Origin of the sequence: Stenotrophomonas sp. CASM114 (assembly GCF_049384325.1) — a bacterium.
Taxonomy (GTDB): domain Bacteria; phylum Pseudomonadota; class Gammaproteobacteria; order Xanthomonadales; family Xanthomonadaceae; genus Stenotrophomonas; species Stenotrophomonas muris.
On record NZ_JBMRGJ010000019.1, the window covers coordinates 39,653 to 63,455 of the forward strand.

Annotated in this window: 27 protein-coding genes; 15 read left to right on the forward strand and 12 right to left on the reverse strand. The window is 68.3% G+C overall.

Annotation, left to right across the window (positions count from 1 at the left end; translation table 11 throughout):
- Nucleotides 1-22: 22 nt before the first annotated feature.
- The 4 genes from VG566_RS16080 (at nt 23) to rnfB (ending at nt 3,757) form a co-directional block, all read left to right on the forward strand.
- Nucleotides 23-466 carry a DUF2147 domain-containing protein gene (locus tag VG566_RS16080; protein WP_032958676.1) on the forward strand — a complete coding sequence of 148 codons (444 nt, stop codon included), beginning with the start codon at nt 23-25 and terminating at the stop codon, nt 464-466.
- A gap of 101 nt (nt 467-567) precedes the next feature.
- Entirely contained in the window at nt 568-2,649 is a 2,082-nt protein-coding gene (gene metG / locus VG566_RS16085; protein ID WP_241884320.1) for a methionine--tRNA ligase, read from the forward strand.
- 78 nt (nt 2,650-2,727) lie between these two features.
- Entirely contained in the window at nt 2,728-3,318 is a 591-nt protein-coding gene (locus VG566_RS16090; protein ID WP_032958670.1) for an HAD family hydrolase, read from the forward strand.
- Nucleotides 3,319-3,343: 25 nt separating this feature from the next.
- Nucleotides 3,344-3,757: an Rnf electron transport complex subunit RnfB gene (gene rnfB, locus VG566_RS16095; RefSeq protein ID WP_164110719.1), complete on the forward strand. Its 414-nt coding sequence runs from the start codon at nt 3,344-3,346 to the stop codon at nt 3,755-3,757.
- Nucleotides 3,758-3,807: 50 nt separating this feature from the next.
- On the opposite strand, the gene VG566_RS16100 is transcribed toward rnfB, so the two are convergent.
- Complete coding sequence (locus tag VG566_RS16100) at nt 3,808-4,155, reverse strand: RidA family protein (protein WP_005418155.1); 348 nt, start codon at nt 4,153-4,155, stop codon at nt 3,808-3,810.
- A 192-nt stretch (nt 4,156-4,347) separates the two neighbouring features.
- On the opposite strand from VG566_RS16100, the gene mprF reads away from it, so the two are divergent.
- Nucleotides 4,348-6,912, forward strand: coding sequence for a bifunctional lysylphosphatidylglycerol flippase/synthetase MprF (mprF, locus tag VG566_RS16105; RefSeq protein WP_014647963.1), 2,565 nt, complete (start codon nt 4,348-4,350; stop codon nt 6,910-6,912).
- Nucleotides 6,913-7,036: 124 nt separating this feature from the next.
- Here the strand turns inward: mprF and VG566_RS16110 are convergent, their stop codons facing one another.
- From VG566_RS16110 to VG566_RS16125, 4 genes are all read right to left on the reverse strand, one after another.
- On the reverse strand, nt 7,037-8,383 hold the full coding sequence (locus VG566_RS16110; protein ID WP_241884319.1) for an AcvB/VirJ family lysyl-phosphatidylglycerol hydrolase: 1,347 nt from the start codon (nt 8,381-8,383) through the stop codon (nt 7,037-7,039).
- A 78-nt stretch (nt 8,384-8,461) separates the two neighbouring features.
- Nucleotides 8,462-9,079 (reverse strand): DUF998 domain-containing protein, encoded by a 618-nt coding sequence (locus VG566_RS16115; protein WP_014647965.1) that lies wholly within the window; start codon nt 9,077-9,079, stop codon nt 8,462-8,464.
- The gene (locus VG566_RS16120; RefSeq protein WP_032958663.1) at nt 9,076-9,249 is read right to left on the reverse strand and encodes an oxidoreductase-like domain-containing protein; all 174 of its coding nucleotides are present in this window, start codon (nt 9,247-9,249) and stop codon (nt 9,076-9,078) included. Before VG566_RS16120 ends, VG566_RS16115 begins: the two co-directional genes overlap by 4 nt.
- Before the next feature lie 49 nt (nt 9,250-9,298).
- Nucleotides 9,299-9,901 (reverse strand): hypothetical protein, encoded by a 603-nt coding sequence (locus VG566_RS16125; RefSeq protein WP_014647966.1) that lies wholly within the window; start codon nt 9,899-9,901, stop codon nt 9,299-9,301.
- 229 nt (nt 9,902-10,130) lie between these two features.
- Between VG566_RS16125 and VG566_RS16130 the strand changes: the two genes are divergently transcribed.
- Nucleotides 10,131-11,282 (forward strand): tetratricopeptide repeat protein, encoded by a 1,152-nt coding sequence (locus VG566_RS16130; protein WP_134966276.1) that lies wholly within the window; start codon nt 10,131-10,133, stop codon nt 11,280-11,282.
- Nucleotides 11,283-11,289: 7 nt separating this feature from the next.
- On the opposite strand, the gene VG566_RS16135 is transcribed toward VG566_RS16130, so the two are convergent.
- Nucleotides 11,290-11,625 (reverse strand): zinc ribbon domain-containing protein YjdM, encoded by a 336-nt coding sequence (locus VG566_RS16135; RefSeq protein ID WP_049407986.1) that lies wholly within the window; start codon nt 11,623-11,625, stop codon nt 11,290-11,292.
- Nucleotides 11,626-11,817: 192 nt separating this feature from the next.
- Here VG566_RS16135 and VG566_RS16140 point away from each other — a divergent pair, with 192 nt between their 5' ends.
- From VG566_RS16140 to VG566_RS16150, 3 genes are all read left to right on the forward strand, one after another.
- Complete coding sequence (locus VG566_RS16140; protein WP_049407984.1) at nt 11,818-13,179, forward strand: Hsp70 family protein; 1,362 nt, start codon at nt 11,818-11,820, stop codon at nt 13,177-13,179.
- A gap of 229 nt (nt 13,180-13,408) precedes the next feature.
- On the forward strand, nt 13,409-13,702 hold the full coding sequence (locus VG566_RS16145; RefSeq protein ID WP_053462562.1) for a YkgJ family cysteine cluster protein: 294 nt from the start codon (nt 13,409-13,411) through the stop codon (nt 13,700-13,702).
- 11 nt (nt 13,703-13,713) lie between these two features.
- Complete coding sequence (locus VG566_RS16150; RefSeq protein WP_005410566.1) at nt 13,714-13,896, forward strand: hypothetical protein; 183 nt, start codon at nt 13,714-13,716, stop codon at nt 13,894-13,896.
- A gap of 49 nt (nt 13,897-13,945) precedes the next feature.
- Here the strand turns inward: VG566_RS16150 and VG566_RS16155 are convergent, their stop codons facing one another.
- The 3 genes from VG566_RS16155 to VG566_RS16165 are packed head-to-tail and all read right to left on the reverse strand — an operon-like array spanning nt 13,946 to nt 15,947.
- Entirely contained in the window at nt 13,946-14,827 is an 882-nt protein-coding gene (locus VG566_RS16155) for a DUF4097 family beta strand repeat-containing protein (RefSeq protein ID WP_069116188.1), read from the reverse strand.
- A gap of 11 nt (nt 14,828-14,838) precedes the next feature.
- The gene (locus VG566_RS16160; RefSeq protein ID WP_014647970.1) at nt 14,839-15,372 is read right to left on the reverse strand and encodes a hypothetical protein; all 534 of its coding nucleotides are present in this window, start codon (nt 15,370-15,372) and stop codon (nt 14,839-14,841) included.
- A complete protein-coding gene (locus VG566_RS16165; protein ID WP_032958649.1) occupies nt 15,369-15,947 on the reverse strand; it encodes an RNA polymerase sigma factor in 579 nt (192 codons plus the stop codon). Before VG566_RS16165 ends, VG566_RS16160 begins: the two co-directional genes overlap by 4 nt.
- Before the next feature lie 126 nt (nt 15,948-16,073).
- Between VG566_RS16165 and VG566_RS16170 the strand changes: the two genes are divergently transcribed.
- Nucleotides 16,074-16,253, forward strand: a complete 180-nt coding sequence (locus VG566_RS16170) for a hypothetical protein (RefSeq protein WP_014647972.1) — start codon at nt 16,074-16,076, stop codon at nt 16,251-16,253.
- Between the two features lie 35 nt (nt 16,254-16,288).
- Nucleotides 16,289-16,882, forward strand: a complete 594-nt coding sequence (locus tag VG566_RS16175) for a mechanosensitive ion channel family protein (protein ID WP_014647973.1) — start codon at nt 16,289-16,291, stop codon at nt 16,880-16,882.
- Between the two features lie 453 nt (nt 16,883-17,335).
- Here the strand turns inward: VG566_RS16175 and VG566_RS16180 are convergent, their stop codons facing one another.
- Both VG566_RS16180 and VG566_RS16185 read right to left on the reverse strand, forming a co-directional pair.
- A complete protein-coding gene (locus VG566_RS16180; protein WP_032958647.1) occupies nt 17,336-17,602 on the reverse strand; it encodes a DksA/TraR family C4-type zinc finger protein in 267 nt (88 codons plus the stop codon).
- A 170-nt stretch (nt 17,603-17,772) separates the two neighbouring features.
- Nucleotides 17,773-18,330: a DUF2058 domain-containing protein gene (locus VG566_RS16185; protein ID WP_014647975.1), complete on the reverse strand. Its 558-nt coding sequence runs from the start codon at nt 18,328-18,330 to the stop codon at nt 17,773-17,775.
- Between the two features lie 62 nt (nt 18,331-18,392).
- Between VG566_RS16185 and VG566_RS16190 the strand changes: the two genes are divergently transcribed.
- From VG566_RS16190 to VG566_RS16200, 3 genes are all read left to right on the forward strand, one after another.
- On the forward strand, nt 18,393-18,893 hold the full coding sequence (locus VG566_RS16190) for a M48 family metallopeptidase (protein WP_075077039.1): 501 nt from the start codon (nt 18,393-18,395) through the stop codon (nt 18,891-18,893).
- Nucleotides 18,894-18,940: 47 nt separating this feature from the next.
- Complete coding sequence (locus tag VG566_RS16195; RefSeq protein WP_241884318.1) at nt 18,941-19,639, forward strand: RNA pseudouridine synthase; 699 nt, start codon at nt 18,941-18,943, stop codon at nt 19,637-19,639.
- A 108-nt stretch (nt 19,640-19,747) separates the two neighbouring features.
- On the forward strand, nt 19,748-21,340 hold the full coding sequence (locus VG566_RS16200) for a phospholipase D family protein (RefSeq protein WP_049404698.1): 1,593 nt from the start codon (nt 19,748-19,750) through the stop codon (nt 21,338-21,340).
- A gap of 3 nt (nt 21,341-21,343) precedes the next feature.
- Here the strand turns inward: VG566_RS16200 and VG566_RS16205 are convergent, their stop codons facing one another.
- Nucleotides 21,344-22,420, reverse strand: coding sequence for an HDOD domain-containing protein (locus VG566_RS16205; RefSeq protein ID WP_049404700.1), 1,077 nt, complete (start codon nt 22,418-22,420; stop codon nt 21,344-21,346).
- Between the two features lie 278 nt (nt 22,421-22,698).
- On the opposite strand from VG566_RS16205, the gene VG566_RS16210 reads away from it, so the two are divergent.
- Nucleotides 22,699-23,796 (forward strand): Glu/Leu/Phe/Val dehydrogenase dimerization domain-containing protein, encoded by a 1,098-nt coding sequence (locus VG566_RS16210; RefSeq protein ID WP_008264553.1) that lies wholly within the window; start codon nt 22,699-22,701, stop codon nt 23,794-23,796.
- The last annotated feature ends 7 nt before the right edge of the window (nt 23,797-23,803 follow it).

Below are 23,803 nucleotides of genomic sequence, written 5' to 3' on the forward strand. Positions count from 1 at the left end.
GAATGAACCCTGGGAGGGGACCATGCGCAACACCTTCAAGACCCTGCTGCTGGCACTGCCGCTGTGCCTGGCCGCCCTGTCGGCCCAGGCCGCCGACGGCGCCGCCGGCCGCTGGAAGACCATCGACGACAAGACCGGCAAGGTGAAGTCGATCGTCGAGATCAGCCAAGCCGCCAACGGCACCCTGACCGGCAAGGTGGTCGACATCCTGCACTCGGACAAGGGCCCGAACCCGGTCTGCGATGGCTGTGAAGGCGCCAACAGGAACAAGCCGGTGAAGGGCATGACCATCCTCTGGAACCTGAAGGCCGATGGCGCCAACAAGTGGTCCGGCGGCACCATCCTCGACCCGGCCAACGGCAAGACCTACAAGTCGAAGATGGAGCTGCAGCCGGGTGGCACCAGGCTGGACGTGTCCGGCTGCATCGCCTTCATCTGCCGCGCGCAGACCTGGCAGCGCGAATAAGCGCCCCGGCCCCCGCTTCACCCCGTGACCCGGCCCCGGCCGGGTCACGTCGTTGCGGGCATGCGATACTCTGCGGTTCCCCTCGGCTTCACCCCGCGACCATGACCCGTACCGCGCTCGTCACCACCGCCCTGCCCTACGCCAACGGCCCGCTGCACCTGGGCCACCTGGTCGGCTACATCCAGGCCGACATCTGGGTGCGTGCGCGGCGAATGAGCGGCGGCAAGGCCTGGTTCGTCTGCGCCGACGACACCCACGGCACGCCGATCATGCTGGCCGCGGAAAAGGCCGGGGTCACCCCGGAAACCTTCATCGCCAACATCCAGGCCAGCCACGAACGTGACTTCGCCGCCTTCGGCGTGGCCTTCGACCACTACGACTCGACCAACTCGGCGGCCAACAAGGCACTGACCGAGCAGTTCTACCTGAAGCTGGAAGCGGCCGGCCACATCAGCCGCCGTTCGGTCGCCCAGTTCTACGACCCGGCCAAGGGCATGTTCCTGCCCGACCGCTACGTCAAGGGCATCTGCCCGAACTGCGGCAGCCCCGACCAGTACGGCGACAACTGCGAAGTCTGCGGCGCGACCTATGCACCGACCGACCTGAAGGAGCCGCGTTCGGTCATCTCCGGCGCCACGCCGGAAATGCGCGATTCGGAGCACTTCTTCTTCGAGGTGGGCCACTTCGATGCATTCCTGCGCGAATGGCTGGCCGGCGATGTCGCCCTGCCGGGCGTGAAGGCCAAGCTGGGTGAGTGGCTCAACGCCGAAGGTGGCCTGCGCGCGTGGGACATCTCGCGCGATGCGCCGTACTTCGGTTTCCAGATTCCCGGCCAGCCGGGCAAGTACTTCTATGTCTGGCTGGATGCGCCGATCGGCTACCTGTCCAGCTTCCAGACCCTGTGCGGCAAGCTCGGCGAAGACTTCGAAGCGCACCTGCGCGCCGGCACCGCCACCGAACTGCACCACTTCATCGGCAAGGACATCGTCAACTTCCACGGCCTGTTCTGGCCGGCGGTGCTGCACGGTACCGGCCACCGCGCGCCGACCCGCCTGCACGTCAACGGCTACCTGACCGTGGACGGTGCCAAGATGAGCAAGTCGCGCGGCACCTTCGTGATGGCGCGTACCTTCCTCGATGCCGGCCTGGAGCCGGAAGCGCTGCGCTACTACTACGCCGCCAAGTCCGGCGGTGGCGTCGACGATCTTGACCTGAACCTGGGTGATTTCATCGCCCGCGTCAACGCCGACCTGGTCGGCAAGTTCGTCAACCTGGCCAGCCGCTGCGCCGGCTTCATCAGCAAGCGCTTCGACGGCCAGCTGGCCGCGCAGCTGCCCGACGCGGTGCAGTACCAGCGCTTCGTCGACGGCCTGGCGCCGATCCGTGAAGCCTACGAGCGCAACGACCCGGCTGCGGCGATCCGCCTGACCATGACCTTGGCCGACGAAGCCAACCGCTACATCGACGACGTCAAGCCGTGGGTCATCGCCAAGCAGGAAGGCGCCGACGTGCAGCTGCAGGCCGTGTGCAGCCAGGGCCTGAACCTGTTCCGCGTGCTGGTCACCGCACTGAAGCCGGTGCTGCCGGCCACCGCCGCGCAGGCCGAGGCCTTCCTGGCCGCGCCGGTCAATGACTGGACCGAACTGGCACAGCCGCTGCTGGGCCACCGCATCACCGACTACACCCCGCTGTTCACCCGTATCGACCCGAAGAAGATTGACGCCATGATCGACGCCTCCAAGGACACCCTGCAGCCGGCCGCCGCTGCCGCCCCCGCCGCCAGGACCGACGCCGCCAAGCCGGCCACACCGGCCCCGGCCAAGGACGACGCGAAGAGCGCCGATGCTCCGGCCTATATCGGCATCGACGATTTCGCCAAGCTCGACCTGCGCATCGGCAAGGTGCTGGTGTGCGAGTTCGTGGAAGGTTCGGACAAGCTGCTGCGCTTCGAACTGGATGCCGGCGAACTGGGCAAGCGCCAGATCTTCTCCGGCATCCGTGGCAGCTACGGCGAGCCGGAAGCCCTGGTCGGTCGCAGCGTGGTGTTCATCGCCAACCTGGCGCCGCGCAAGATGCGCTTCGGCCTGAGCGAAGGCATGATCCTGTCGGCCGGTTTCGACGGCGGCGCGCTGGCGCTGCTGGACGCCGACAGCGGCGCGCAGCCGGGCATGCCGGTCCGCTGATGCCTGCAGCGGGCGCGGCCACCGCCGCGCCTGCCGGCAGCATCGGCCAGCGGAGGCAACGCGATGGGAAGCAATGGAATGGAACTGGCGCTGTTCGACTTCGACCACACCGTGACCACCTGCGATACCTATGGCCGTTTCCTGCGCCGCGTGGCCACCGCCGAACAGCTGGCGCAGGCGTGGTGGAAGGTCGGCCCGTGGCTGGCCGCATACAAGCTGAAACTGATCTCGGCCGAACGCATCCGTGCACGCGTCACCCGCCTGACCTTCAGCAACCGCCACAGCGATGACATCGCCACGCTGGCCGCAGGCTTCTCGCGTGAGTTCCTGCCCGAGGTGGTGCGCCCGGAAATGCTGGAGCAGATCCGCTGGCACAGGGAACAGCAGCATACCGTGGTGATCGTGTCCGGCTCGCTGGACCTGTACCTGCGGCCATGGTGCGAGCAGCTGGGCCTTCAGCTGATCTGCAACCGGCTGGAAAGCCAGGACGGCCGCCTGACCGGTCGCTATGCCGGTGGCGACTGCGGCCCGCGCAAGGTCGAGCACATCCGTCGCCAGTTCGATCTGTCCCGCTACGTGCGCATCCACGCCTACGGTGACAGTTCCGAAGACAAGCCGATGCTGGCGCTGGCCCACGAGCGCTGGTTCCGTGGCAAACCCCTGAAGTAACCCCGACGCGCAGCCTTCGCCACGCATGAGCCTGATCCCGCCCCTGACCGAACGCCTCGACCGCCTGCTGCCGCAGACCCAATGCGGGCAGTGCGGCTACGACGGCTGCCGCCCGTATGCGCAGGCGATGGCGCGCGGCGAGGTGGGCGTGGACCGCTGCCCGCCGGGCGGCGATGCCGGCGCGCGCGCGCTGGCGCAGGTAATGGGCGTGCCTGCCATTCCGTTTGATCGTTCGCGTGGCGAACACAAGGTGCCGCAGGTGGCGCTGATCGTGGAAGCCGACTGCATCGGCTGCACCAAGTGCATCCAGGCCTGCCCGGTGGACGCCATCGTCGGCGGCGCCAAGTACATGCACACGGTCATCGCCGATCTGTGCACCGGTTGCGAACTGTGCATTCCGCCGTGCCCGGTGGACTGCATCGAGTTGCTGCCCCTGTAACAGGGGTCGGATCCCTTTCCGCGGGAAAGGGATCCGACCCCATCCCGCAGTTACGGCACGGCCGCTGTCACCACGATCTCGACCTTCCACTCGGCGTGGGCCAGCTTGGCTTCGAAGGTTGCGCGGGCCGGGGTCGCGCCCTCGACCACCCACTCGTCCCACGCCTTGTTCATGCCGTCGAAGTCGGCGATATCGGCCAGGAACACTTCCGCGCGCAGCACGTGCTGGCGATCACTGGCGACCAGTGCCAGCAGCTTGTCGATCTCCGCCAGCACCTGCCGGGTCTGCCCGGTGATGTCCTGGCTCGTGTCTTCCGGAATCTGGCCGGAGAGGTAGGCGACCTTGTTGTACACGGTCATTTCGGACATGCGCGGTCCGACGTCGTAACGCTCCATCATGGGCGTGGCTCCTGCGGGTGATCAGGCCTGCATTGTCCTCCAATCCGGTCGACGGTGGGTGCACGGGCACCTTCCGCGACACGTCACTACCGGGCTCCGACGGTCCCACTGGTCAAATGACGATGACAGGCGCACGATGCGCCACGCCCGCGTTGACACCGCCCTCGCCCCTCCTGCCGCACCCTTGCGCCGATGACCGTCCCCGTCGATTCCACCACTGCCCCTTCCACGCCAGCCTGGAAGCGGGTTGCCACCATCGTCATCCCGCTGCTGATCCTCGCCCTGGCCCTGCACGGCCTGGCCAACGAGTTCGACGAGCACGGCTACCGGGCCATCCGCCAGGCGTTCCGCCAGCTCAGTGGCATGCAGATCGCGCTCACCGTGGTACTCGGCCTGGCCAGTTACGCCTGCCTGATCGGCTTCGATGCCATCGGCCTGCGTCGCAGCGGCATCCGCGTGCACCCTGCGCGAGTCGGCATCACCGCGTTCCTTGCGCACACGCTGGGCCAGACCGTGGGCTTTGCCGCGTTGACCGGCGGCGCGGTACGCCTGCGTGGCTACCGCAGCGCCGGCCTGGACCTGGCGCAGATCGGCCAGGTGGTGCTGATGAGCACGCTCGGCTTCGTGTTCGGGGCATGGCTGCTGATCAGCGTGGCACTGTGCATGGAACCTGCAGCGGCAGCGTTGGCATTGCCATTGAATCCCGATGCCGTGCGCATCGTCGGCATCGTCGCCCTGCTCGCGTATCTCGGCACCGTGCTGCTGGTCGGCCGCGATGGACGGCAGTTCAGCGTGTTCGGCCATGCGTTGTGGCTGCCCGACCGCCGTACCATGATCGGCGTCACCGTGCTGAGCGTGATCGAACTGGTGCTGGCCAGTGCCGCGTTCTACGTGCTGCTGCCGGACTCCACGCCGACCGGACTGCCCGGCTTCGTCGGCCTGTACCTGGTGGCCGTGCTGGCCGGCCTGGTCTCGACCGTGCCCGCCGGCCTTGGCGTGTTCGAGTGGAGCCTGCTGAAGCTGTTGCCGCAGGTGGCACCGGCGGCGGTGCTGGCAGCGGCGCTGATCTACCGCGTCACTTACTACGTGCTGCCGCTGGTGCTGGCCACCCTGCTCGCGCTCGCGCCCGCCCTGCGCCAACCGCTGCAGGCCAGCGCCGGGGCAACCCGTGCGGGCTGGAACGCGCTGCGCCCGTGGCTGCCGCAGATCATCGCGCTGGCGGTGTTCAGCATCGGCGCCGCACTGGTCATCGACGGCACGCTGCCGACGCCACGCCGTCACCTGGTCAATGCCTCGCTGCCGATCCTGGAGACCTCGCACCTGATCGGCAGCCTCAGCGGCGTCGCACTGCTGCTGATCGGCCAGGGCCTGGCCCGGCGCAGCCACGCCGCCTGGGTGCTGGCGATGGCGGTGTGCGTGATCACCCCGCTGCCGCTGTGGCTGCGGGGTGGCCAACTGTTGATCGCCGTCTCGGCAGTGCTGGTGGCGATGGCACTGTGGGCCGCACGTCGCGAGTTCTACCGCCAGGGCGCGCTGCTGGACGAAGCCTGGTCATGGCCATGGCTGCGCAACCTCGGCCTGGTGCTGGTCGCGGTCACCTGGCTGCTGTTCTTCACCTACAGCCATGTCGAGTACCAGAACGAGCTGTGGTGGCAGTTTGCGATATCCGGCAACGCACCACGCGCGCTGCGCGCGTTGCTGGTCGTGGCGATCGCGCTGGTGATGTTCGGCCTGGCGCGGCTGCTGCACAGCACGCGCAGCCCGCTGCCAGCCGCCGACGAGGCCACGCTGCAATCACTGGCGCCGGTACTGGCCGGTGCCACCGATACCCAGGCCTGCCTGGTACTGACCGCTGACAAGGCGGTGCTGCGCGACGAGGCGAAACAGGGCTTCGTGATGATGCAACGCTACGGCGGTTCGCTGATCGCGATGGGCGATCCCGTCGGCCCGCCGGAGGTCGCCCGCGCATTGATCTGGCGCTTCCGCGAGGAAGCCGACCGGCTCGGCCTGCGCCCGGTGTTCTACCAGGTCGGCGAGTCCTACTGGCAGACCTACCTCGACCTGGGCCTGGGCCTGGTCAAGCTGGGCGAAGAAGCGATGGTGCCGCTGCACGATTTCGGCCTGGAAGGCCGCGAACGTGCGGACCTGCGCCAGGCCTGGAACCGGGGCAAGCGCGGCGGCCTGTCCTTCCGTGTGGCACCGGTGGAGGAAATTCCCAGCCTGCTGCCGCGCCTGCACGCGATCTCCAACGCGTGGCTGGAAGACAAGGCCGGCGACGAAAAGGGCTTTTCGCTGGGCAGCTACGACCCGGATTACCTGGTGCGGTTCCCGGTGGCACTGGTCGAGGCCGAAGGCCAGATCGTGGCGTTCGCCAACCTGTGGCAGGCGCCGGCCGGTGCCGAGCTGTCGGTGGACCTGATGCGCCACGTCAACGAGGCGCCGAAGGGGACGATGGACTTCCTCTTCATCGAACTGTTCCTGTGGGGCCGCGCGCAGGGCTATGCACGCTTCTCGCTGGGCATGGCGCCACTGTCCGGGCTGGCACAGCATCGCCTGGCCGGCCGCTGGAACCGCCTGGCCGGCCTGCTGGCGCGGCATGGCGAACGCTTCTACGGCTTCAGTGGCCTGCGCCGCTTCAAGTCGAAGTTCGACCCGCAGTGGCGGCCACGCTATCTCGCTGCGCCGGGTGGCATGCACCTGCCGGCCGCACTGCTGGACGCCACGCGCCTGATCTCGCTGGACCCGCGGCGCAACTGAAGCCCCGTATCACCAGGCATACCCGGCGCCACCTGTCGCCCGGTAGGTGTCGACCTTGGTCGACACGCTCATCCCCAAGGCGCCCTCAGCCCCAGCGCCGACCAAGGTCGGCGTCTACCAAGCGCTACATACCGCCCTTGAGGATCACCTCGGCCAGCCGATCATAGTCACCACCGAAATGGTGGTCACCCGGCAGCTTCACCTTCTTCACACCGTCATTGGCCGGCAGGTCCGGGCACAGTGTGTCCTCATCCTTGTCGCCGTACACGCACAGCGTTTTCTCCGCCGGCAGTCTGGCCACTTCCGGCGCGATCGGCAGGCCGTCGCCGCCGCCGCCGAGCCAGTTGCTGACGTGGAACTCGAAGTCGGCCTTCTTGCCTACCGACAGCAGCACGATGCGATCCAGCGCTGCACGGGTATCGGCATCGAGCTGGTTGATGGTCGCCGGCAGCACGTCGGCACCCTGCGAGAAACCGATCAGCATCACCTTGTCGCGGTGCCACTGCTGGCGATAGTGATCGATGATCTTCTGCAGGTCAGCAGCGAAGCCCTTCGGCGTGCGCTCGCTCCAGAAGTAGCGCAGCGAGTCGATGCCGACCACGGCCACGCCGTGCTCGTTGAGCGACGACGCCACGTCCTTGTCCAGGCCGGCCCAGCCACCATCACCGGAGACGAACACGGCCAGCGTGTCGCCGTTGCCGGTCGACGGTACTTCCACCACCGGCAGGCCCTTCAGCGCGGCCGGCGGCGGTGCCAGGCTGACGCCTGCCTGCGCACCCATCACCCGCGCTGCAGCCACCAGGCCCGGTGAGGCATCACCACGCGCCGTGCGCTTGAACTCGCGCGCCATCGCCACCTGCTGCACGAACCCGCTGGCCTCGCCCGCCTTGCAGCCGTGATCACCGGCTGCACTCAACCACGGGAAGTTCAGCTCGGCGGGTTGCAGCGTGTTGCGCTTCACGCCATCGCCGCAGACCATGCGCTCGTGGTTGTGGTCCGGGCAGAAGCCGGTGGTGAGCAGGCCGGCGAACACCTGGGTGTCGGCCTGCGCGGCCAGCGAGTAGGCCATTTCAGCGCCTTCGCCATCGCCGCCGACCAGCGGCAGGTGGTACCCGGGCAGATGCAGCGAGGCCTGCAGCCAGCGCGAGAAATTCTCGACATCGCCGGAACCGAACGAACAGGTCGGGTTGCCTTCGCGCTTGAGCACGCCGCGCAGGTGCGCGATGTCCACGGCGGCGACCATCGCACCGTCGGCACGCAGGGCCTCGATCGGCAGACGGCTGGTATCGCCACCGGGAGTCGGTTCGTGGAACCAGATCACCACCCGCTGCGGGGTACCGGCCGGCATATGCACCGGAATCTGTTCGAACCGCCCGTGGCTGAACTGCTGCACGGTCGCTGCCGCGGTTGCCGGCAGTGCGGCCAGCGCCAGCACCACGCCCATTACCCTGCCCAGCCCTGCACGCTTCATATCGCAGCCCCGATGGAATGCGCACACGATACGCTGCCTCCACGTGCACGGCACGTACCGGTGCAGGCCGTTGGGGTTTCAGCAGGCTGCGGCGCGACGACTGCGCCGATACAGCGCCAGCGCCAGATACAGCAGCCAGCCCACGATCACCACGATCACCACTTTCTGCCCCAGCCCGCGCGGCGGCCCGCCACGCCACAGCACGTGCAGCCACAACAGCACGAAAGCCAGCCAGGCCCAGCCCCAGAGCAGGCCGGCGGCGGATTGCCAGCCCGGTTCGCGGCGCAGGTACCAGGCCTGCAGCAGCATGCCGACGCTGGCACACAGGAACGCGGTGTTGGCCGCCAACCCGTGGATGAACGGTGCCAGCAGCGGGGTTGCTTCGGGCAGCCAGCTGTCACCGATGGCGACCGTGGCCAGGCCCAGCGCCGAGACCGTGAACAGCAGCGGCGCCGCCGCGCTGCGCCGCGGGCCGATGCTGCCGCGATAAAGGGCGATGCCGAGCAGGGTGATCGCCAGTGCCAGCAGGCAGTACGCCGCACGCAACGCCAGCCCCCACGGCCCGTGCAGGTAGAGGCTGAGCGTGGCCCGCACCCAGTCCAGGTCGGTGCGTGCGAACTGGGTCCACAGCGCGGTAACCAGGAACAGAACCAGGGCTGCCAGCGCCAGCAGCGCCGCCGGACGCGCGCGGCTCATGCGGAGGCCTCCGGGTGCCGCGCCTGCCATTCGGCCAACGCCTTGCGATAGCGCTGCAGCTCGTCGGCATACAGGTCCAGCACGCACAGCGGGCAACCGCTGCCACAGCATTCGTTGGGACCGGGCTCTTCCGGCGGCAGCGGACGGGGATCGGGATCAGGGACGGACACGGTTGGAAGCGGCAATCGGTGGAAACGGGCCCCAGTGTAGCGGGCTGGCTCAGCGACCCAGCTGCCGCCGCAGGTTGTCGCGCGCGGCCGCGTCGAGGCGCTGGTGGAAGAACTCGCTGAGGAAGATGCGCGGTGCGCGCAGCAGGCCCTGCAGGAAACGGCGGCGGCCAGCGCGATACAGGAAGCCCGGCACCACGCCCTTGTACTCTTCGGCCACGCCCCGGTCATAGGCGGTGAACACCGGTTCCGGCGCGGCCAGGATCGCCATGTCGCAGTCCAGGAACAGCGCGGCCTCGGCATCGACATCGTCCGGGCCGAGCGCGCCATGGCGGGCGGTCAGCAGGATCAGCTGCTCGACCCGGGCGGCATCGACAGCGGCGAGTTCCGGCGCCTGCGTGATCGCCTGCAGGGCCATCTGCGCCGAACGTGCTTCGTTGTCCTTTCGCCCCGCCACGTAGATCGCATCGTGGTAGAGCACGGCCAGGTAGACCTCGGCCGGCTGCTGCCAGCCGGGGCCGTCGGCAACCTCCTGGCAGTGCTGCAGCACCGCGCGCACGTGGCCGAAGTGATGGTAGGCGCGTGGTGGCGTTGCATAGCTGTCCTGCAGCGCCTGCCACTGCGCCGGAGCGAGCGTCAGCGGGGAAAAGTCCATGCCCGGATCATCCCGCCTGCGCGGTTGACGGGCAAGCTGTCGCTTTTTTCACCACGTCCTCACAACGCCCTTCGCACTAGGCCGCAACGCGGTTGTCCACAGCTTTCCCGAGCGCTGGTCCACACCGGTTGTGGATGAACGTGCGGACCGACCAACGGTCGCTGCAGCGGTGCGCGCACAGGTCTACACTCGCCTCAGGCGGGAGCGCCCGCCGCTGCCGGGAGCCGTCATGTACCGTCCTGCCGCCCGATTCGTTCTGCTCGCACTGGCCGCATTGGCAGCACCGTCCGCGATCGCACAGGATCATCCGGGAACGGCCGCGCCGCTGGCCGTTGCCAGCACCACCACTCCGGCGATGCCGACGCCGCAGCAGGTGTTCGCGATTCCACCGGCGATGCGCGACATGCTGCGCACGCAGGTGATCAATCACGGTTACTCCCGCGAGCAGCGCCTGCAGGCGCTGGTGGAGATGATCTTCGACCGCCACGGCCTGGACCTGCAGTACGACGCCGATGCGACCTTCACCGTGAGCGAGATCTGGCAGCAGCGGCGCGCCAACTGCCTGGCCTTTACCCTGATGTTCGTCGCGCTGGCACGCGAAGCCGGCATCCAGGCACGCGTGCAGGAAGTCGGCCAGGTCGTGTCGTGGTACCAGGACCAGGCCCAGGGCCTGGTCTACAGCGTCGGCCACGTCAATGCCGGGGTCGGCTTCGCCGGTCGCTTCGCCACCGTCGATCTGGATCGCAACGTGCTGTACGACCGCCGCGGGCCGCTGCCGATCAGCCAGGCACGGGCATTGGCACACTTCTACAACAACCGCGGCGCCGAACGCATGGCCAGCGGCGATCTGGTGGGTGCACGCACCTTCTTCAATGCCGCGCTGGCACAGGACAACAGCTTCGCCGCCACCTGGAACAACCTGGGCGTGCTGGAAAACCGTACGGGCGATACCGCCGCCGCGCGCCGGGCATTGGAAACGGCGCTGCGACTGGACGGCCGCCAGGACGCTGCACTGACCAACGCCAGCGCGCTGTACCGGAAGCTGGGCATGATCATGCAGGCGCAGGCGCTGGAGCAGCGCCTGCAGTCGGTGCAGCGCGAGGATCCGTTCGCGCAGTACATGCTCGGCGCCGAGGCCGAACGCGCCGGCCGACTGGATCAGGCGATCCGCTATTACCGGCAGGCCGTGCGCCTGTACGACACCGCACACCAGTTCCACTTCGGGCTGGCGCGGGCCTATTTCCTGGCCGGCCAGCTCAAGCGCGCCGATCGTGAACTGCTGCGCGCGCAGGCGCTGGGCGGTGCCCCGCAGCAGGCGCGCTACCAGGCCAAGCTGGACAGCCTGGCCCGCTGGCGCGCACAGCAGCAGGCCAGGCGCTGAAGGCCGGTCAGGCCTTCTTGAGGAAGCAGGTCTTCAGGACCAGGCCCTTGATCTTCTCCGAGTTGCCTTCGATGTGCTCGGCATCGTCCTCGACCAGGCGGATGTTGCGGATCACGGTGCCCTGCTTGAGCGGGATCGAGGAACCCTTCACCTTCAGGTCCTTGATCACGGTGACGGTGTCACCGGCCTGCAGGGTATTGCCGTTGCTGTCACGCACGACCAGGGTCGAACCGGCACTTTCCTCGGCGGTCCATTCGAAGCCGCAGTCGGCGCAGATCCACAGCGCGCCATCGGCATAGGTGTTTTCCAGGGTGCACTGCGGGCAGGCGGGGACAGAAGACATCAGCAAGTACCTCAAAGTGAATCAACAGCCGCCATTGTAACCGCCCGGCTCGCCTGCCCTTTTCCGGGCGGCGCCCGGCCCCCGGCTTGACCCGATCCGGCCTGCCGATACGGAATGGGAGGCCGCAGGAACTTGCAGTCGGCGGCGAACTGCAGCAGAGTGCGCGGCCCCTGATCGCCCCCGGAACTCCCCATGCGCCTCGGCATCGACTTCGGTACCAGCAACTCCGCCGCCGCCATCGTGCATGAGGGAACACTGCTGCCGATCCGCTTCGGCGACGCCGAGCAGTTCCGCACCAGCGTGTACTTCCCCGGCGTGGTGCCCGACCCGGACGACTTCCAGCTCGACGACGGCCAGGAACACCAGCTGCAGCAGATGATCGACAGCGCCGCGCGCGCGGCGCGCGCCGCCGGCCAGGAACGCACGCCGCAGGCGCTGCGCCGCGAAGCCCTGCGCGCGCTGCGCCGGGAATGGATGGAAGCCCGCGCCGGCAAGGAACGCAGCGCCAACGACCTGCTGCAGAACGCGGTCTACGGCGACGAAGCGCTGGAAGCCTATTTCGAGGAACACGAAGGCAACCTGGTGCAGAGCCCGAAGTCGATGCTCGGCTACAACCTGCACCCGCGCGCGAAGCAGACCATCACCGGCATCGCCGCGCACATCCTCGAACACATCCGCCTGACCGCCAGTGCCCAGCTCGGCCGGCCGCTGCGCGCCGCCCTGCTCGGGCGCCCGGTGCAGTTCCGCAGTTCGATCGGCGCAGCCGGCAACGACCAGGCGCTGGACATCCTGCGTGAAGCGGCCACCCAGGCCGGCTTCGACCAGGTTGATTTCCTCGAGGAGCCAGCCGCGGCGGCCATGCATTACCACGCCGAAAGCCGCGAGCGGCACCAGGCGGTGATCGTCGATATCGGCGGCGGCACCACCGACATCGCCCATGCCGAAGTCGGCGGCGACGACGCCCCGCGCATCCACCGCGCCTGGGGTATCGCCCGCGGCGGTACCGACATCGACCTGGCGCTGAGCCTGTCCAGCTACATGCCGCTGTTCGGCCGCGGCATCACCCGCGTGCCGGCCCACCACTACGTGGAAGCGGCCACCGTGCAGGACATGACCCGCCAGCGCGAATTCCGCCTGCACAAGTACGACCATGTCGACGCGCCCTGGGGCGACCGCCTGCAGGCCCTGCAGGACACCGGCAACACCGCCCGCCTGTACCGTGACGTCGAACGCGCCAAGATCGCCCTCAGCGCTGCCAGCGAGCACCGCAGCACGCTGGACTACATCGCCCGCGACCTGCATGCCGACAGCAGCGCCGACGGCCTGGCCGCCGCCGCCCATGGCTACCTGGAGCAGATCCGCGAGCTGCTGGCCCAGGTCCGCAGCGACATCGGCGGCGACCCGGATGCCGTGTTCCTGACCGGTGGCATGTCCCGCGCCGGCTACCTGCGCCAGGCGGTGGCGGCCGCCTTCCCGGGCGCCCGCATGGTCCACGGCGAGCCCTCGCTGGGCGTGGTCCAGGGCCTTGCGCTGGCGGCAGCCAGCCAGGATTAACAAAACGTTACGCGGTCTAAGTTACTCTTGGTCGGCTAGAACCCTGCTGTCCCTTCCACCGGCCATGCCGGTGTGTGTCCACGGTGCAGCCTGGCCCGCCCAGCGGGCCTAGCGGCCATGCCTTCCTGGCTCGTTCATGGTCCGCGCAGCACCTGAGCCGCCATTGAGACCCGCTTTGGGCACCCGCCAGGCCCCTGAGGCCTTACAACCTGACGCAGCACCTGCACCCATCGACTGCCGCCGTTGTGATGCGGTCTGTTGCCGGTTGCCCGTGCTGCTGCAGCCCGGCGACCACGTGCCCGGCCAGTTCCTGTCACGCGACACCCACGGCCGTGCCGTGATGGCGCGCAACGAGGAAGGCTGGTGCGCGGCGATCGATCCCTATCACCTGCGCTGCACGATCTATTCGCAGCGCCCGGCGATCTGCCGCCAGTTCTCGATGGGCGGCGATGACTGCCGCCGCGAGCGGCAGGACTACCTGCGCCAGGCCGATGCCTGGGCGCTTTCCTCCCCTTCCACCTGACAGGAGCAACCATGCCCCGCAAGGCAAAGACCCCCGCGAAGGCCAGCAACAGCATCCGCAGCGAACGCAAGGGCGCGGCCGCCAGCACCGTGGTCAGCAGCGATTCGATCGCTTCGGACCTGGCAGCGTTCCGCAAGGCCGGTGGCAAGATCGAAGTCCTCGGCACTACCTGGGCGCTGAAGAAAGCCAGCTGACCCAGCTCCGACCGCGGCGGCGCTGCCGCCGCGGCCTGCCGGACCGCGCTCAGCGATCCAGGCGTACCCGCACACTGCCCGAATGCGACTGGATGCGGATGTCACCGTCGCCATTGCCGAGCCGAGTATCGAGATGGCTGCCCGGGCCGTAGCGCGGCCGTTCCACCTGGCCGGCGTCGCTGTTGATCGACCCGCTGAAGCTGTTCACCGACAGCTGCGCCGAAACCGTGCGTGGCAGGCGCAGGTTGACCGACGCGCTCACCGATTCGACATTGATACGGCCCCCCGGCGCCAGCCCGGCCGCCGACAGGTCGATGCTGCCCGACACGGTTTCTACCGCCAGCCGCTGCACCCGCCCGGCATCGACCTCGACCCGGCCGGATACCGTCTGTGCACCGATGTCACCGGACGCGCCGCCGCCGGCTTCGATGCGGCCACTGACCGTGTTCACGTCCAGCTTCGGCGTCTGCAGGCGCGCGATGACACCGCCGCTGACCGTATTGAGCTTGCTGTCGCCGCTGCGACCGGAGGCGCTCAGGCTGCCGCTGACCGTGTCGGCCTGCAGGCGGCGCACATCGATGCCGCTGATGTCCTGGCTGGCACTGACCGTACTCAGCAGCAGTTCCACCGAGCGCGGCACGTTCAGCACCAGCGTCGCGCCGCCGTTGTTGTTGCGACGCGGATACTCGATCTCCCAGCGCACGCGGTTGGCACTCTTCTCCTGGCGCAGCTGCAGGCCATCGCTCAGCGTACCGGTGAGCTGCACGTCGTTGCGGTCCCAGCCACGCACGCTCACTTTGCCGGCCACGTTGCTCAGTTCGATGCGGCCGCCGGCGGCCAGGTTGTGGCGCTCGTCGATCCGTGTGTCAGCCAGGGCCACCGCGGGCAGCAGCAACAGCGCGGCGCAGCAGGTCATCAGGGTTCGTGTCATCGGGGGTCTCCTCAGGTCGTCAGGCCGGACTCGGCGGCATAGGCCGCCTGCCGGGTCAATTCCAGCCGCAACGCATAGGTGCGCTTGAGCTGGCCAAGCAGATGCGGCGCGCGTGGATCCTGCGCCAGCGCGGCCCGGATCTGTGCCGCGCTTTCATCGAGTTCGTGCAGCGCCGGCTGCCATTCCGGCGCCCGGCCTGCGGGCAACGAGGCCACTGCCTGCTGGTACTGCTCGGTCATCGCCGCGGCCTGCAGTTGCAGGGTAGACGGCACCGGCGCGTCCGGTTGCGCATGGCGCCACGGCGCCACCGCGTAGAGCGCCAGGCTTGCGGCCAGTGCGGCCCCCACCGGCAACCACCAGCGCCGGCGCGAACGCCCCGGCAGCACCACCACGTTGCCGGTCGGCGCAGGCGCCGCCTGTGGTTCACGCGGCGGCAGCTGCGCCGACAACCGCGTCCAGCCATCGGCGGGCAGGCCGCGTTCGGAAGGCAGCGCGCGCAGTCGGGCCACCAGATCGTGGTCGGAATCGTGTTCGTGTGTACTCATGTCATGTCTCCCAGCCGTGCGCGCAACAGGCCGCGCGCACGATGCAACTGTGCCTTGGAGCTGCCGACGGCCATCTGCAGCTGCGCGGCGATCTCCTGGTGTTTCCAGCCTTCGATGTCATGCAGCACCAGTACCGCGCGCGCCCTCGGCGGCAGCGTCGCCAGCGCGCGCTCCAGGTCGCGCTCGGTACCGGCGCAGCGGTCGTGTACGGCCAGTTCCTGCAGTCCTCCGTCCACATCATCAAGACTGTCGTGGTCCTGCCCGGCGGCGCGCCCACGCAGTTCCATCAGCGCAGCGTTGACGCCCAGGCGATGCAGCCAGGTCGACAGGCTGCTCTCGAAACGGAACCCCGGCAGCGCCTTCCACGCCTGCAGGAAGGCTTCCTGCAAGGCGTCTTCGGCACGCGCCTGCTGGCCCCCGCACAGCCGCCACAGCACGGCGAACACGCGCGGTGCATGCCGCCGGTACAGCAGTTCATAGGCCGAGGTATCGCCGGCGGCGGCCGCCCGCACCAGGGCGGGTTCATCGACGGCGTCGTGGGCGGCAGGCGGCGCGGGCATGGTGGTGTCGAGCATATCGCTTGGATGCGGCGGCCCGGGAAAAGGTTTAGAGCCGGACGACGATCACTGCCGTGCAACCTTTTCGACACCTGCTGCATCCATGGAAGGTCCTTCGCGAAATTGCCGTCCAGGAGTCCTGCCATGTCCAGCCCAACCTGCGCCGCCCTGCTGGTGATCGCCGCCTGCGTCGTGCTGCAGGCACTGGGCCTGTCGCTGCAGCTGCACCCCGGTAACGGCCGTGCCTGCCTGCAACAGCACCGCCAGGCGCTGGTGTGCCTGGCCTGGGCCCCGGCGGTCGAATCCCCGGCACGCGCCGGGTAACATCGAAGGTCGCTATTGCCACCTGTTGTCGCCCCATGATGTTGTCGCTGAAGGATCACCTGCCGCCCTGGACCCACCCGTGGTTGAACTACGCCGGCGTCGCCCTGCAGATCGTAGGGGTGCTTCTGGTCGCGTGGCTCCTGCGCGTGCTCGCCCGGCGCCTGATCCGCCGCTTCGCCGAGCACTACACGTTGCCGCCCGAGATGGTGATGGGCGCGCGCCGGATCACCAGTTTCGTGGTCTATTTCAGTGCCCTGCTGTACATCCTCAGCCTGCTCGGCGCGAAGCCCTCGGTGCTGTGGACCGCGTTCACCGGCTTCGCGGCCGTGGGCGCGGTGGCCTTCTTCGCGGCCTGGAGCGTGCTGTCCAACATCTTCTGCACGCTGCTGATCTTCACCACCCGCCCGTTCCGCCTGCACGACTACATCGAGGTGCTGGAGAACGGCGAGAAGCCGGGCCTGAAGGGCCGGGTGATCGATGTGAACCTGATCTACACCACGCTGCAGGAGACCGGCGAGGGCCACGAGGGCACAGTGCTGCAGCTGCCGAACAACCTGTTCTTCCAGCGCACGGTACGGCGCTGGCGCGACCCGGCGCAGGCCCCCGGCGGCATCCAGGGCGACGGTTGAGGGTGGAGTTTTCGGCAGGGCTGCGCCCTGCACCTGCAGAGGCCGAAGCCGAAGCAAGATCAAGAGCGGCATTCCGTGGGATGGCGGGGCGGTGTGGGTGGTCAGGACACGCCGTAACCCCATCCATGGGGCTCGATGGCGCCATCCATGGCGCCAACGGTCCTGCCCACCCACACCGCCCCACCTCTGACAGATTCCGCGCGCTGTTGGCGGGTGCCGACCGTTGGTCGGCACATCTGTCAGATATCGATAGTCAGAATTGGATCCGACCCCGTGCCGACCAACGGTCGGCACCCACCATCAGCAGCAGGTTCCAACAGATCGCGGAAATCTGTCGAAGGCGGGGTGGGTCCGGTTGAGGGGGGGCCAGATCAGTGAGCGCCATGGATGGCGCCTTTGATGTTGACGTTGCTTCTGCAGGTGCAGGGCGCAGCCCTGCAATAAAACACCCGTTTACCTCAGCTGGCTGTCCTTGCTGCCACGCCGGTTGTACCCGGCATGCGCCTGGTCTTCGTCGTCCCGCGCCTGCTGGCACGCAACGCACAACCGCACACCAGGCACAGCCTGGCGCCGCGCCAACGGGATCGGCGCGTCGCATTCCTCACAGTGTTCCAGGCCGGGGCCGTCGCGCAGCTGTCGCCGCGCGCGGGCGATCGCATCATCGACAGTGGCGTCGATCTGGTCCTGGACCGCGCCGTCTCCTGCCCAACCGGTGGCCATGGCTATCCTCCGCAGGTGTGTCGCCCGATATGGGGACGATACACCCCGGCAAAAAGGAAGGCCTTCATGTAGAGCCGGGCCATGCTCGGCTGCTCTTCAGGATGCCAAACAGAACGCCGACGGATCCGATCAGGCCGATTGCGACTTAATCCCCTCCGTCCCCTTTTTGCTTACCAGACCAGGTCGTCGGGCACCTGGAACTGCGCGTAATAGGCGTCGTCCTCTGCGTTGCCGGTGGAGATCTCGGCGGTCGAGCCCGGCTGGCCGTGGTCGACGATGATTGCTTCGGGTGCGCGTTCACGCACCTTTTCGGCGGCGGCGCGGGGCAGCAACGCATAGCCCTCGCCGTGGGCGACGATGACCAGCACGCCCACCGACAGCGCCTTGCGCAGCTTGGGGTCGATCAGCAGGGTACGGATCGCTGCGCCATCGCTGAAGCGGTACTCGTCGTCGCCCTTGTGGGGTACGGCATGGGCCGTGATGATCTGCCTGGCCTGGGCCTTCTGTTCAGCCTGCCTGGCCTGGGCATTGCGTTCGGCGGCCAGTGCGCGGTCGCGCTCGACCTTCTCGGCGCGGGCACGTTCAGCCTCGCGCTGGACCTCGGCCGAGGTCGATTCGGCCTTGCCCTGGCGGGCCTTGGCCTGCTCGCGTGCGGCGGCGCTGGCCTGCGACTTCTTGGCCAGGCCGGCCTTGAGCAATTGTTCCTGCAGCGCGTTGGGCTTTGCCATGGTCGGTGCGTACCGCGTGTAATCTTGGATGCCCCATTCTACCGACGCCCCGCCGGCCCTGCATGGCAGTCCTGAAGTACCTCACCGGTTATCCCGAACCCCTGGTTGCCCAGGTCAGCGAGCTGCTGGCGCAGGGCAGGCTCGGCCCCTGGCTGCAGCAGCGCTACCCCGACCCGCACGAGGTGCGCAGCGACCGGCAGCTGTACGAGTACACCCAGGAGCTGAAGGACCGTTACCTGCGCAAGTCGGTGCCGCTCAACAAGGTCTGCTACGACAATACGCTGGAAGTGATCAAGCACGCGCTGGGCACCCACACCGCCATCTCCCGCGTGCACGGCGGCCGCCTCAAGGCCAGCCGCGAGATCCGCATCGCGACCGTGTTCCGCCAGGCACCCGCGGCGTTCCTGCGCATGATCGTGGTGCATGAGCTGGCCCACCTGAAGGAAGCCGACCACAACAAGGCCTTCTACCAGCTGTGTCAGCACATGGAGCCGGACTACCTGCAGCTGGAGTTCGATACCCGCCTGTACCTGACCGAGCTGGCCAACCGCGGCCAGCGCTGACCGGCCGCAGCAGCTACACTGCGCGCCCCCTGCCCGACCTGCCTGCCATGGAACCGATCCGTCTCGACAAACGCCTGTCCGCCCTGCTCGGCATCCCGCGCGGCGAAGCGCGGCGCTACATCGAAGGCGGCTGGGTCACGGTCAACGGCGACGTGGTGGAACAGCCGCAGCGCCCGGTCGATGACAGCGCGGTGATCGTGGTGGCCGAACAGGCCAGCGATGAAAAGGCCGAGCGGGTCAGCATGCTGCTGCACAAGCCGGCCGGTGTCGCCGCCGAAACCCTGTGTGCCCTGGTCAGCAGTGACAGCCGCAGCGAACTTGATGCCAGCGACATCCGTCCGTTGCAGCGTCACTTCCACGGCCTGCAGCTGGCCGCCTCGCTGCCGGCCAGCGACAGCGGGCTGGTGGTGGTCAGCCAGGATCCGGCCACGCTGGCCCACCTGCAGCGCAACCTGGGCCGTACCGAGCAGGAATACCTGATCGAAGTGGCCGAAGGCGGTCCCGAGCGCGGGCCGTGGCTGATGGCGCGGCTGCAGCAGGAATCGGGCGGCGCCAAGGTCAGCTGGCAGAGCGAGCAGCGCCTGCGCTTCGCCGGCAAGGGCCTGACGGCCAAGGGGCTGCGTGTGGCGGTCAGCGCTGTCGGCCTGCAGGTCACGGCCGTGCGCCGCCTGCGTATCGGACGCGTGGCGCTGGGGCCGCTGCCGCCGGGGCAGTGGCGCTACCTGGGCAGCGACGAGCGGTTCTGAGGTGTGCGGGTCAGGGCCCTTTCCCGTGGAGAGGGATCCGGGGGTCGGATCCCGTGCCGAAGGCAGGGGCTCTGACCCCCTGTCGATCCTGCAGGCATTCCTTCACGCATGGCGTGGCTCTACCATCGGGGCATGAGCCTGCCCAAGCCGCTGTGGCGACGCCTGCTGCGTGTTGCTGCGATCATCCTCGCCGTGCTGGTGCTGCTGGTCCTGTCCGGGCTGCTGCTGGCCGACCATCTCACGCCGCAGGCGCATGGCGCGCCTTCGCACGTGCTGCCGCTGCAGCCGGCACAGACCCGCATCGACCAGCAGATCGTGCCGCTGCAGGCGGCCCATCCCGGCCAGTCGGGCGTGGCCTTCCTCAGCGATGGCATGGATGCCTTCGCCGCCCGCGCGATGATCACCACCCAGGCCGGCCGCAGCCTGGACCTGCAGTACTACATCTGGCACGACGACCTGATCGGCCACCTGATGGCCAAGGCGCTGTATGACGCCGCCGAGCGCGGCGTGCGCGTGCGCATCCTGCTCGATGACATGAATGCCAAGGACAAGGACGCGCTGATGATGGCGCTCGATGCCCATCCGAACATCGAGATCCGCCTGTACAACCCGTTCCGCAACCGGACCGGCATCCTGCGCATGGTGGAGATGGTGCAGCGCTTCTTCAGCGTGAACCACCGCATGCACAACAAGAGCTGGATCGCCGATGGCCGCGTCGCGATCGTCGGTGGCCGCAACATCGGCGAGGAGTACTTCAGCGCGCGCACCGACGTGAACTTCCAGGATCTGGACCTGCTGGTCGCCGGCCCCGCCGTGGAGCAGGCCAACCGGATCTTCGACGACTACTGGAACAGCGAAACCGCCATTCCGGTATCCGCGCTTGCCTTCCATACCGACGCACAACTGCGCCTGCTGGTGCGCGAATCGGACCACGAGGCGCAGCGGGACGTGGCCCGCCCCTACCTTGCGCGCGTGGCCGAATCACGCCAGCGGCAGCGCCCGAGCCCCGAGCCGTTGCACTGGAGCGGTGCCGTGCGCATCGTGTCGGACCCGCCGATGAAGCACCGCAGGGATGATCGCGCCACCTGGCTGGTGTCGACCCTGATCAGCGAGCTGCAGGCCGCCCGGCACAAGGCCCTGTTGATCTCGCCCTACTTCGTGCCCGGCAACGAGGGCCTCGATGGCTTTTCGGCAATGGCCGGGCGGGGCGTGCAGGTGGGCGTGGTCACCAACTCGCTGGCCGCCAACGACGTCGCCGCCGTGCACGGGGGCTACATGGGCTACCGCGTGCCACTGCTGGAAGCGGGCGTCCACCTGTACGAGCTGAAGGCACAGGGTCAGTCGGGCGATGCCGGCGTGTTCGGCAGCAGCGGCGCGAGCCTGCACACCAAGGCATTCCTGATCGATGACCGCCGCGGTTTCGTCGGCTCCTTCAACCTGGACCCGCGCTCGGCCTACCTGAACACTGAAATGGGTGTGCTGTTCGACGATCCGGTGCTGGGTACACAGCTGCGGGACGAATACCTGCGCCTGGCTGACCCCAGGCACAGCTGGTGGCTGGCACTGGACGACCGCCGCCGGTTGCGCTGGCTGGAGCGCGAACCGCCCCCCCACTGGGTGGAGGCCGAGCCAGGGGCAACGGCGCGCAAGCGCTGGTTGTCGCGGGTGATCAGCTGGCTGCCGGTGGAATCGCAGCTGTAGCGCTCAGGACGCCGGAGCGGCCTCATCCTGTCCGGCCTCATCCAGCGTTTCCACGTTGCGCCCATGCAGGCGCCGCCAGATCCAGCGCAATGCATGCGGCGGTGCCGAGGGCAGCTGCTCCAGCAGGGCCAGCATGCGGCTCTGGCTGGCATGCCCATGGCGGCACAACAAGCTGGCCGCTGCGGCCGCGCTCGCCAGGCGCAGGCTGTCGGCCAACGATCCTTCCGCATCCACCGCCAAGGCCTGGTGAACCGGCTCAGGCAACTCCCATGCGGCAGCGACCCGCTGCGCCAGCGGCAACGACCACTGCTGCAACAGCTGCAGGGCCAACGCCGGCTCCACGGGCTCGCCACGGGCCTGTGCCTCCTGCAGCAGCTGGCGCATCACCAGCGCCGCACCCAGCCCCTGCACCAGGCCCAGCCACTGCGCGGCGAAGGCATCGCCGAAGGTGACCGTGCGTGCGTGGTCGGCCGCTGCACGCGATGCCAGCAGTGCGTGCTCCCAGATGATCGCGCTGAACTGCGGGAACACCTCGCATTGCACCTGCATCACCGGCTGCACCAGTACCGCACTGATGATCTGGCGCACGCCCTCGGTGCCGACCAGGGTCACCGCCCGCTGCAGGCTCTCTACCGGGCGCTCGTGGACCTTGTAGGCCGGGCTGTTGGCGATGCGCAGCAGGTTGCCGGTCAGCACCGGATCCTGGCCGATGATCGCGGCCATCACCCGGGCCGAGGCGGCATCGTCGTTGACGGTCTGGATCAGCTGCGGCAGCAGCTGCGGCCGGCGGGGCAGCTGCCTGGCCGCCCAGTCGCGGTCCTGCAGCGCGCGCGCCACCGCCTCGCCCAGGCCTGGGTCCTGCACCGGCGTTGGCTCGCCGGCCAGCCGTGGGTACAACGCAAGCGCATGCAGCCCGCGTTGCAGGTGAGCGGCGATCTCCGGCGACGGCAGCGCCTCGCCCTGCAGGCTTGCGGCTGCGGCGGCCACCGCCTGGCGGGATGCGGCAACCAGCCGCGCCGGTGCCGCCCCGGTCGAACGTGTCAGCCAGCCGCGCAGCGATCGCCACCATGCCGCTGTCATCGCCGCCCGTCCTGTCGTTGTGATGCCCTTGCCGTCACTGACCGCCCTGCCTCTTCACGCCCATCCGGCCACCCGCCGTCGTCGCAGCATCGGCCGCACTTTCATCTTCTTTAACCTGACGGCCGCCGACGTCGACGGCAACGGCCGGGCGAATGGACTAGAATGGCGCCGCGCGACCCGTCCCCCAGCCATGACGACGTCGCTTTTTTTGTTTTGGGACCCTACCGTTCACTGGCCGTTCGCTGCAGTTCGCCGCTGTTCGCGCCATCGGAGACGCCATGCTATTCGAAACCCTCGCCACCACCGGCCACGAACAAGTGGTGTTCTGCCACAACCACGATGCCGGCCTGAAGGCGATCATCGCCATTCACAACACCACCCTGGGCCCGGCCCTGGGCGGCGTGCGCATGCGCCCCTACGCCAGCACCGACGAGGCACTGGCCGACGTGCTGCGGCTGAGCCGGACGATGACCTACAAGAATGCGCTGGCCGGCCTCAACGTCGGTGGCGGCAAGGCGGTGATCATCGGCGACCCGAAGGTGGACAAGACCGAGGTGCTGTTCCGCGCCTTCGGCCGTTACGTCGACTCGCTGGGCGGCCGCTACATCACCGCCGAAGACGTCGGCACCGACGTCAACGACATGGAGAACATCTACCTGGAGAGCCAGTTCGTGACCGGCGTGCACCAGGTCCATGGCGGCTCCGGCGATCCGGCCCCGTTCACCGCCTACGGTGCGCTGCAGGCGCTGATGGCGGCGATGCGCTTCAAGTTCGGCCACGAGGAAGTGGGCAAGACCAGCATCGCGGTGCAGGGCCTGGGCCACATCGGCATGGAGCTGGTGAAACTGCTGCGCGACCGTGGTGCCAAGCTGTATGTCACCGACCTGGACAGCGCACTGGTTGATCGCGCGGTCAGCGATTTCGGCGCCGAAGCGGTCAAGCCCGACGAGATCCACGAAGTGAACGCCGACGTGTTCGCACCGTGCGCGCTGGAAGGCGCCATCAACGCCGACACCCTGCCGCGGATCAAGGCCAAGATCATCTGCGGTACCGCCAACAACCAGCTGTCGAGCCTGGAAATCGGCGATGAACTGCACGCGCGCGGCATCCTGTATGCGCCGGACTATGCGGTCAACGCTGGCGGCGTGATGAACGTGTCGCTGGAGATCGATGGCTACAACCGCGAACGCGCGATGCGCCTGATCCGCAGCATCTATCACAACCTCACCCGCATCTTCGAACTGTCGCAGCGCGAGAACATCGCGCCGCAGCGTGCGGCCGACCGCATCGCCGAAAGCCGCATCCTGTCGATCGGCAAGCTGAAGATGCCGCTGGGCCGCAGCACCCCGCGCCTGGGCAACCTGCGCGGCGGCTGAGCCTGCC

Excerpts from the sequence above, each read along its gene's own strand:
- VG566_RS16180 (WP_032958647.1), bottom strand. The coding sequence starts at position 17,602 with ATGGCCACCGGTTGGGCAGGAGACGGCGCGGTCCAGGACCAGATCGAC.
- mprF (WP_014647963.1), top strand. The coding sequence starts at position 4,348 with ATGACCGTCCCCGTCGATTCCACCACTGCCCCTTCCACGCCAGCCTGG.
- VG566_RS16125 (WP_014647966.1), bottom strand. The coding sequence starts at position 9,901 with ATGGACTTTTCCCCGCTGACGCTCGCTCCGGCGCAGTGGCAGGCGCTG.
- VG566_RS16080 (WP_032958676.1), top strand. The coding sequence starts at position 23 with ATGCGCAACACCTTCAAGACCCTGCTGCTGGCACTGCCGCTGTGCCTG.
- VG566_RS16130 (WP_134966276.1), top strand. The coding sequence starts at position 10,131 with ATGTACCGTCCTGCCGCCCGATTCGTTCTGCTCGCACTGGCCGCATTG.
- VG566_RS16185 (WP_014647975.1), bottom strand. The coding sequence starts at position 18,330 with ATGGCAAAGCCCAACGCGCTGCAGGAACAATTGCTCAAGGCCGGCCTG.
- VG566_RS16170 (WP_014647972.1), top strand. The coding sequence starts at position 16,074 with ATGTCCAGCCCAACCTGCGCCGCCCTGCTGGTGATCGCCGCCTGCGTC.
- VG566_RS16195 (WP_241884318.1), top strand. The coding sequence starts at position 18,941 with ATGGAACCGATCCGTCTCGACAAACGCCTGTCCGCCCTGCTCGGCATC.
- VG566_RS16190 (WP_075077039.1), top strand. The coding sequence starts at position 18,393 with ATGGCAGTCCTGAAGTACCTCACCGGTTATCCCGAACCCCTGGTTGCC.
- VG566_RS16205 (WP_049404700.1), bottom strand. The coding sequence starts at position 22,420 with ATGACAGCGGCATGGTGGCGATCGCTGCGCGGCTGGCTGACACGTTCG.
- VG566_RS16175 (WP_014647973.1), top strand. The coding sequence starts at position 16,289 with ATGATGTTGTCGCTGAAGGATCACCTGCCGCCCTGGACCCACCCGTGG.
- VG566_RS16110 (WP_241884319.1), bottom strand. The coding sequence starts at position 8,383 with ATGAAGCGTGCAGGGCTGGGCAGGGTAATGGGCGTGGTGCTGGCGCTG.
- VG566_RS16165 (WP_032958649.1), bottom strand. The coding sequence starts at position 15,947 with ATGCTCGACACCACCATGCCCGCGCCGCCTGCCGCCCACGACGCCGTC.
- VG566_RS16140 (WP_049407984.1), top strand. The coding sequence starts at position 11,818 with ATGCGCCTCGGCATCGACTTCGGTACCAGCAACTCCGCCGCCGCCATC.
- VG566_RS16160 (WP_014647970.1), bottom strand. The coding sequence starts at position 15,372 with ATGAGTACACACGAACACGATTCCGACCACGATCTGGTGGCCCGACTG.
- VG566_RS16115 (WP_014647965.1), bottom strand. The coding sequence starts at position 9,079 with ATGAGCCGCGCGCGTCCGGCGGCGCTGCTGGCGCTGGCAGCCCTGGTT.
- VG566_RS16155 (WP_069116188.1), bottom strand. The coding sequence starts at position 14,827 with ATGACACGAACCCTGATGACCTGCTGCGCCGCGCTGTTGCTGCTGCCC.
- rnfB (WP_164110719.1), top strand. The coding sequence starts at position 3,344 with ATGAGCCTGATCCCGCCCCTGACCGAACGCCTCGACCGCCTGCTGCCG.
- VG566_RS16135 (WP_049407986.1), bottom strand. The coding sequence starts at position 11,625 with ATGTCTTCTGTCCCCGCCTGCCCGCAGTGCACCCTGGAAAACACCTAT.
- VG566_RS16200 (WP_049404698.1), top strand. The coding sequence starts at position 19,748 with ATGGCGTGGCTCTACCATCGGGGCATGAGCCTGCCCAAGCCGCTGTGG.
- VG566_RS16150 (WP_005410566.1), top strand. The coding sequence starts at position 13,714 with ATGCCCCGCAAGGCAAAGACCCCCGCGAAGGCCAGCAACAGCATCCGC.
- VG566_RS16210 (WP_008264553.1), top strand. The coding sequence starts at position 22,699 with ATGCTATTCGAAACCCTCGCCACCACCGGCCACGAACAAGTGGTGTTC.
- VG566_RS16100 (WP_005418155.1), bottom strand. The coding sequence starts at position 4,155 with ATGATGGAGCGTTACGACGTCGGACCGCGCATGTCCGAAATGACCGTG.
- metG (WP_241884320.1), top strand. The coding sequence starts at position 568 with ATGACCCGTACCGCGCTCGTCACCACCGCCCTGCCCTACGCCAACGGC.
- VG566_RS16090 (WP_032958670.1), top strand. The coding sequence starts at position 2,728 with ATGGAACTGGCGCTGTTCGACTTCGACCACACCGTGACCACCTGCGAT.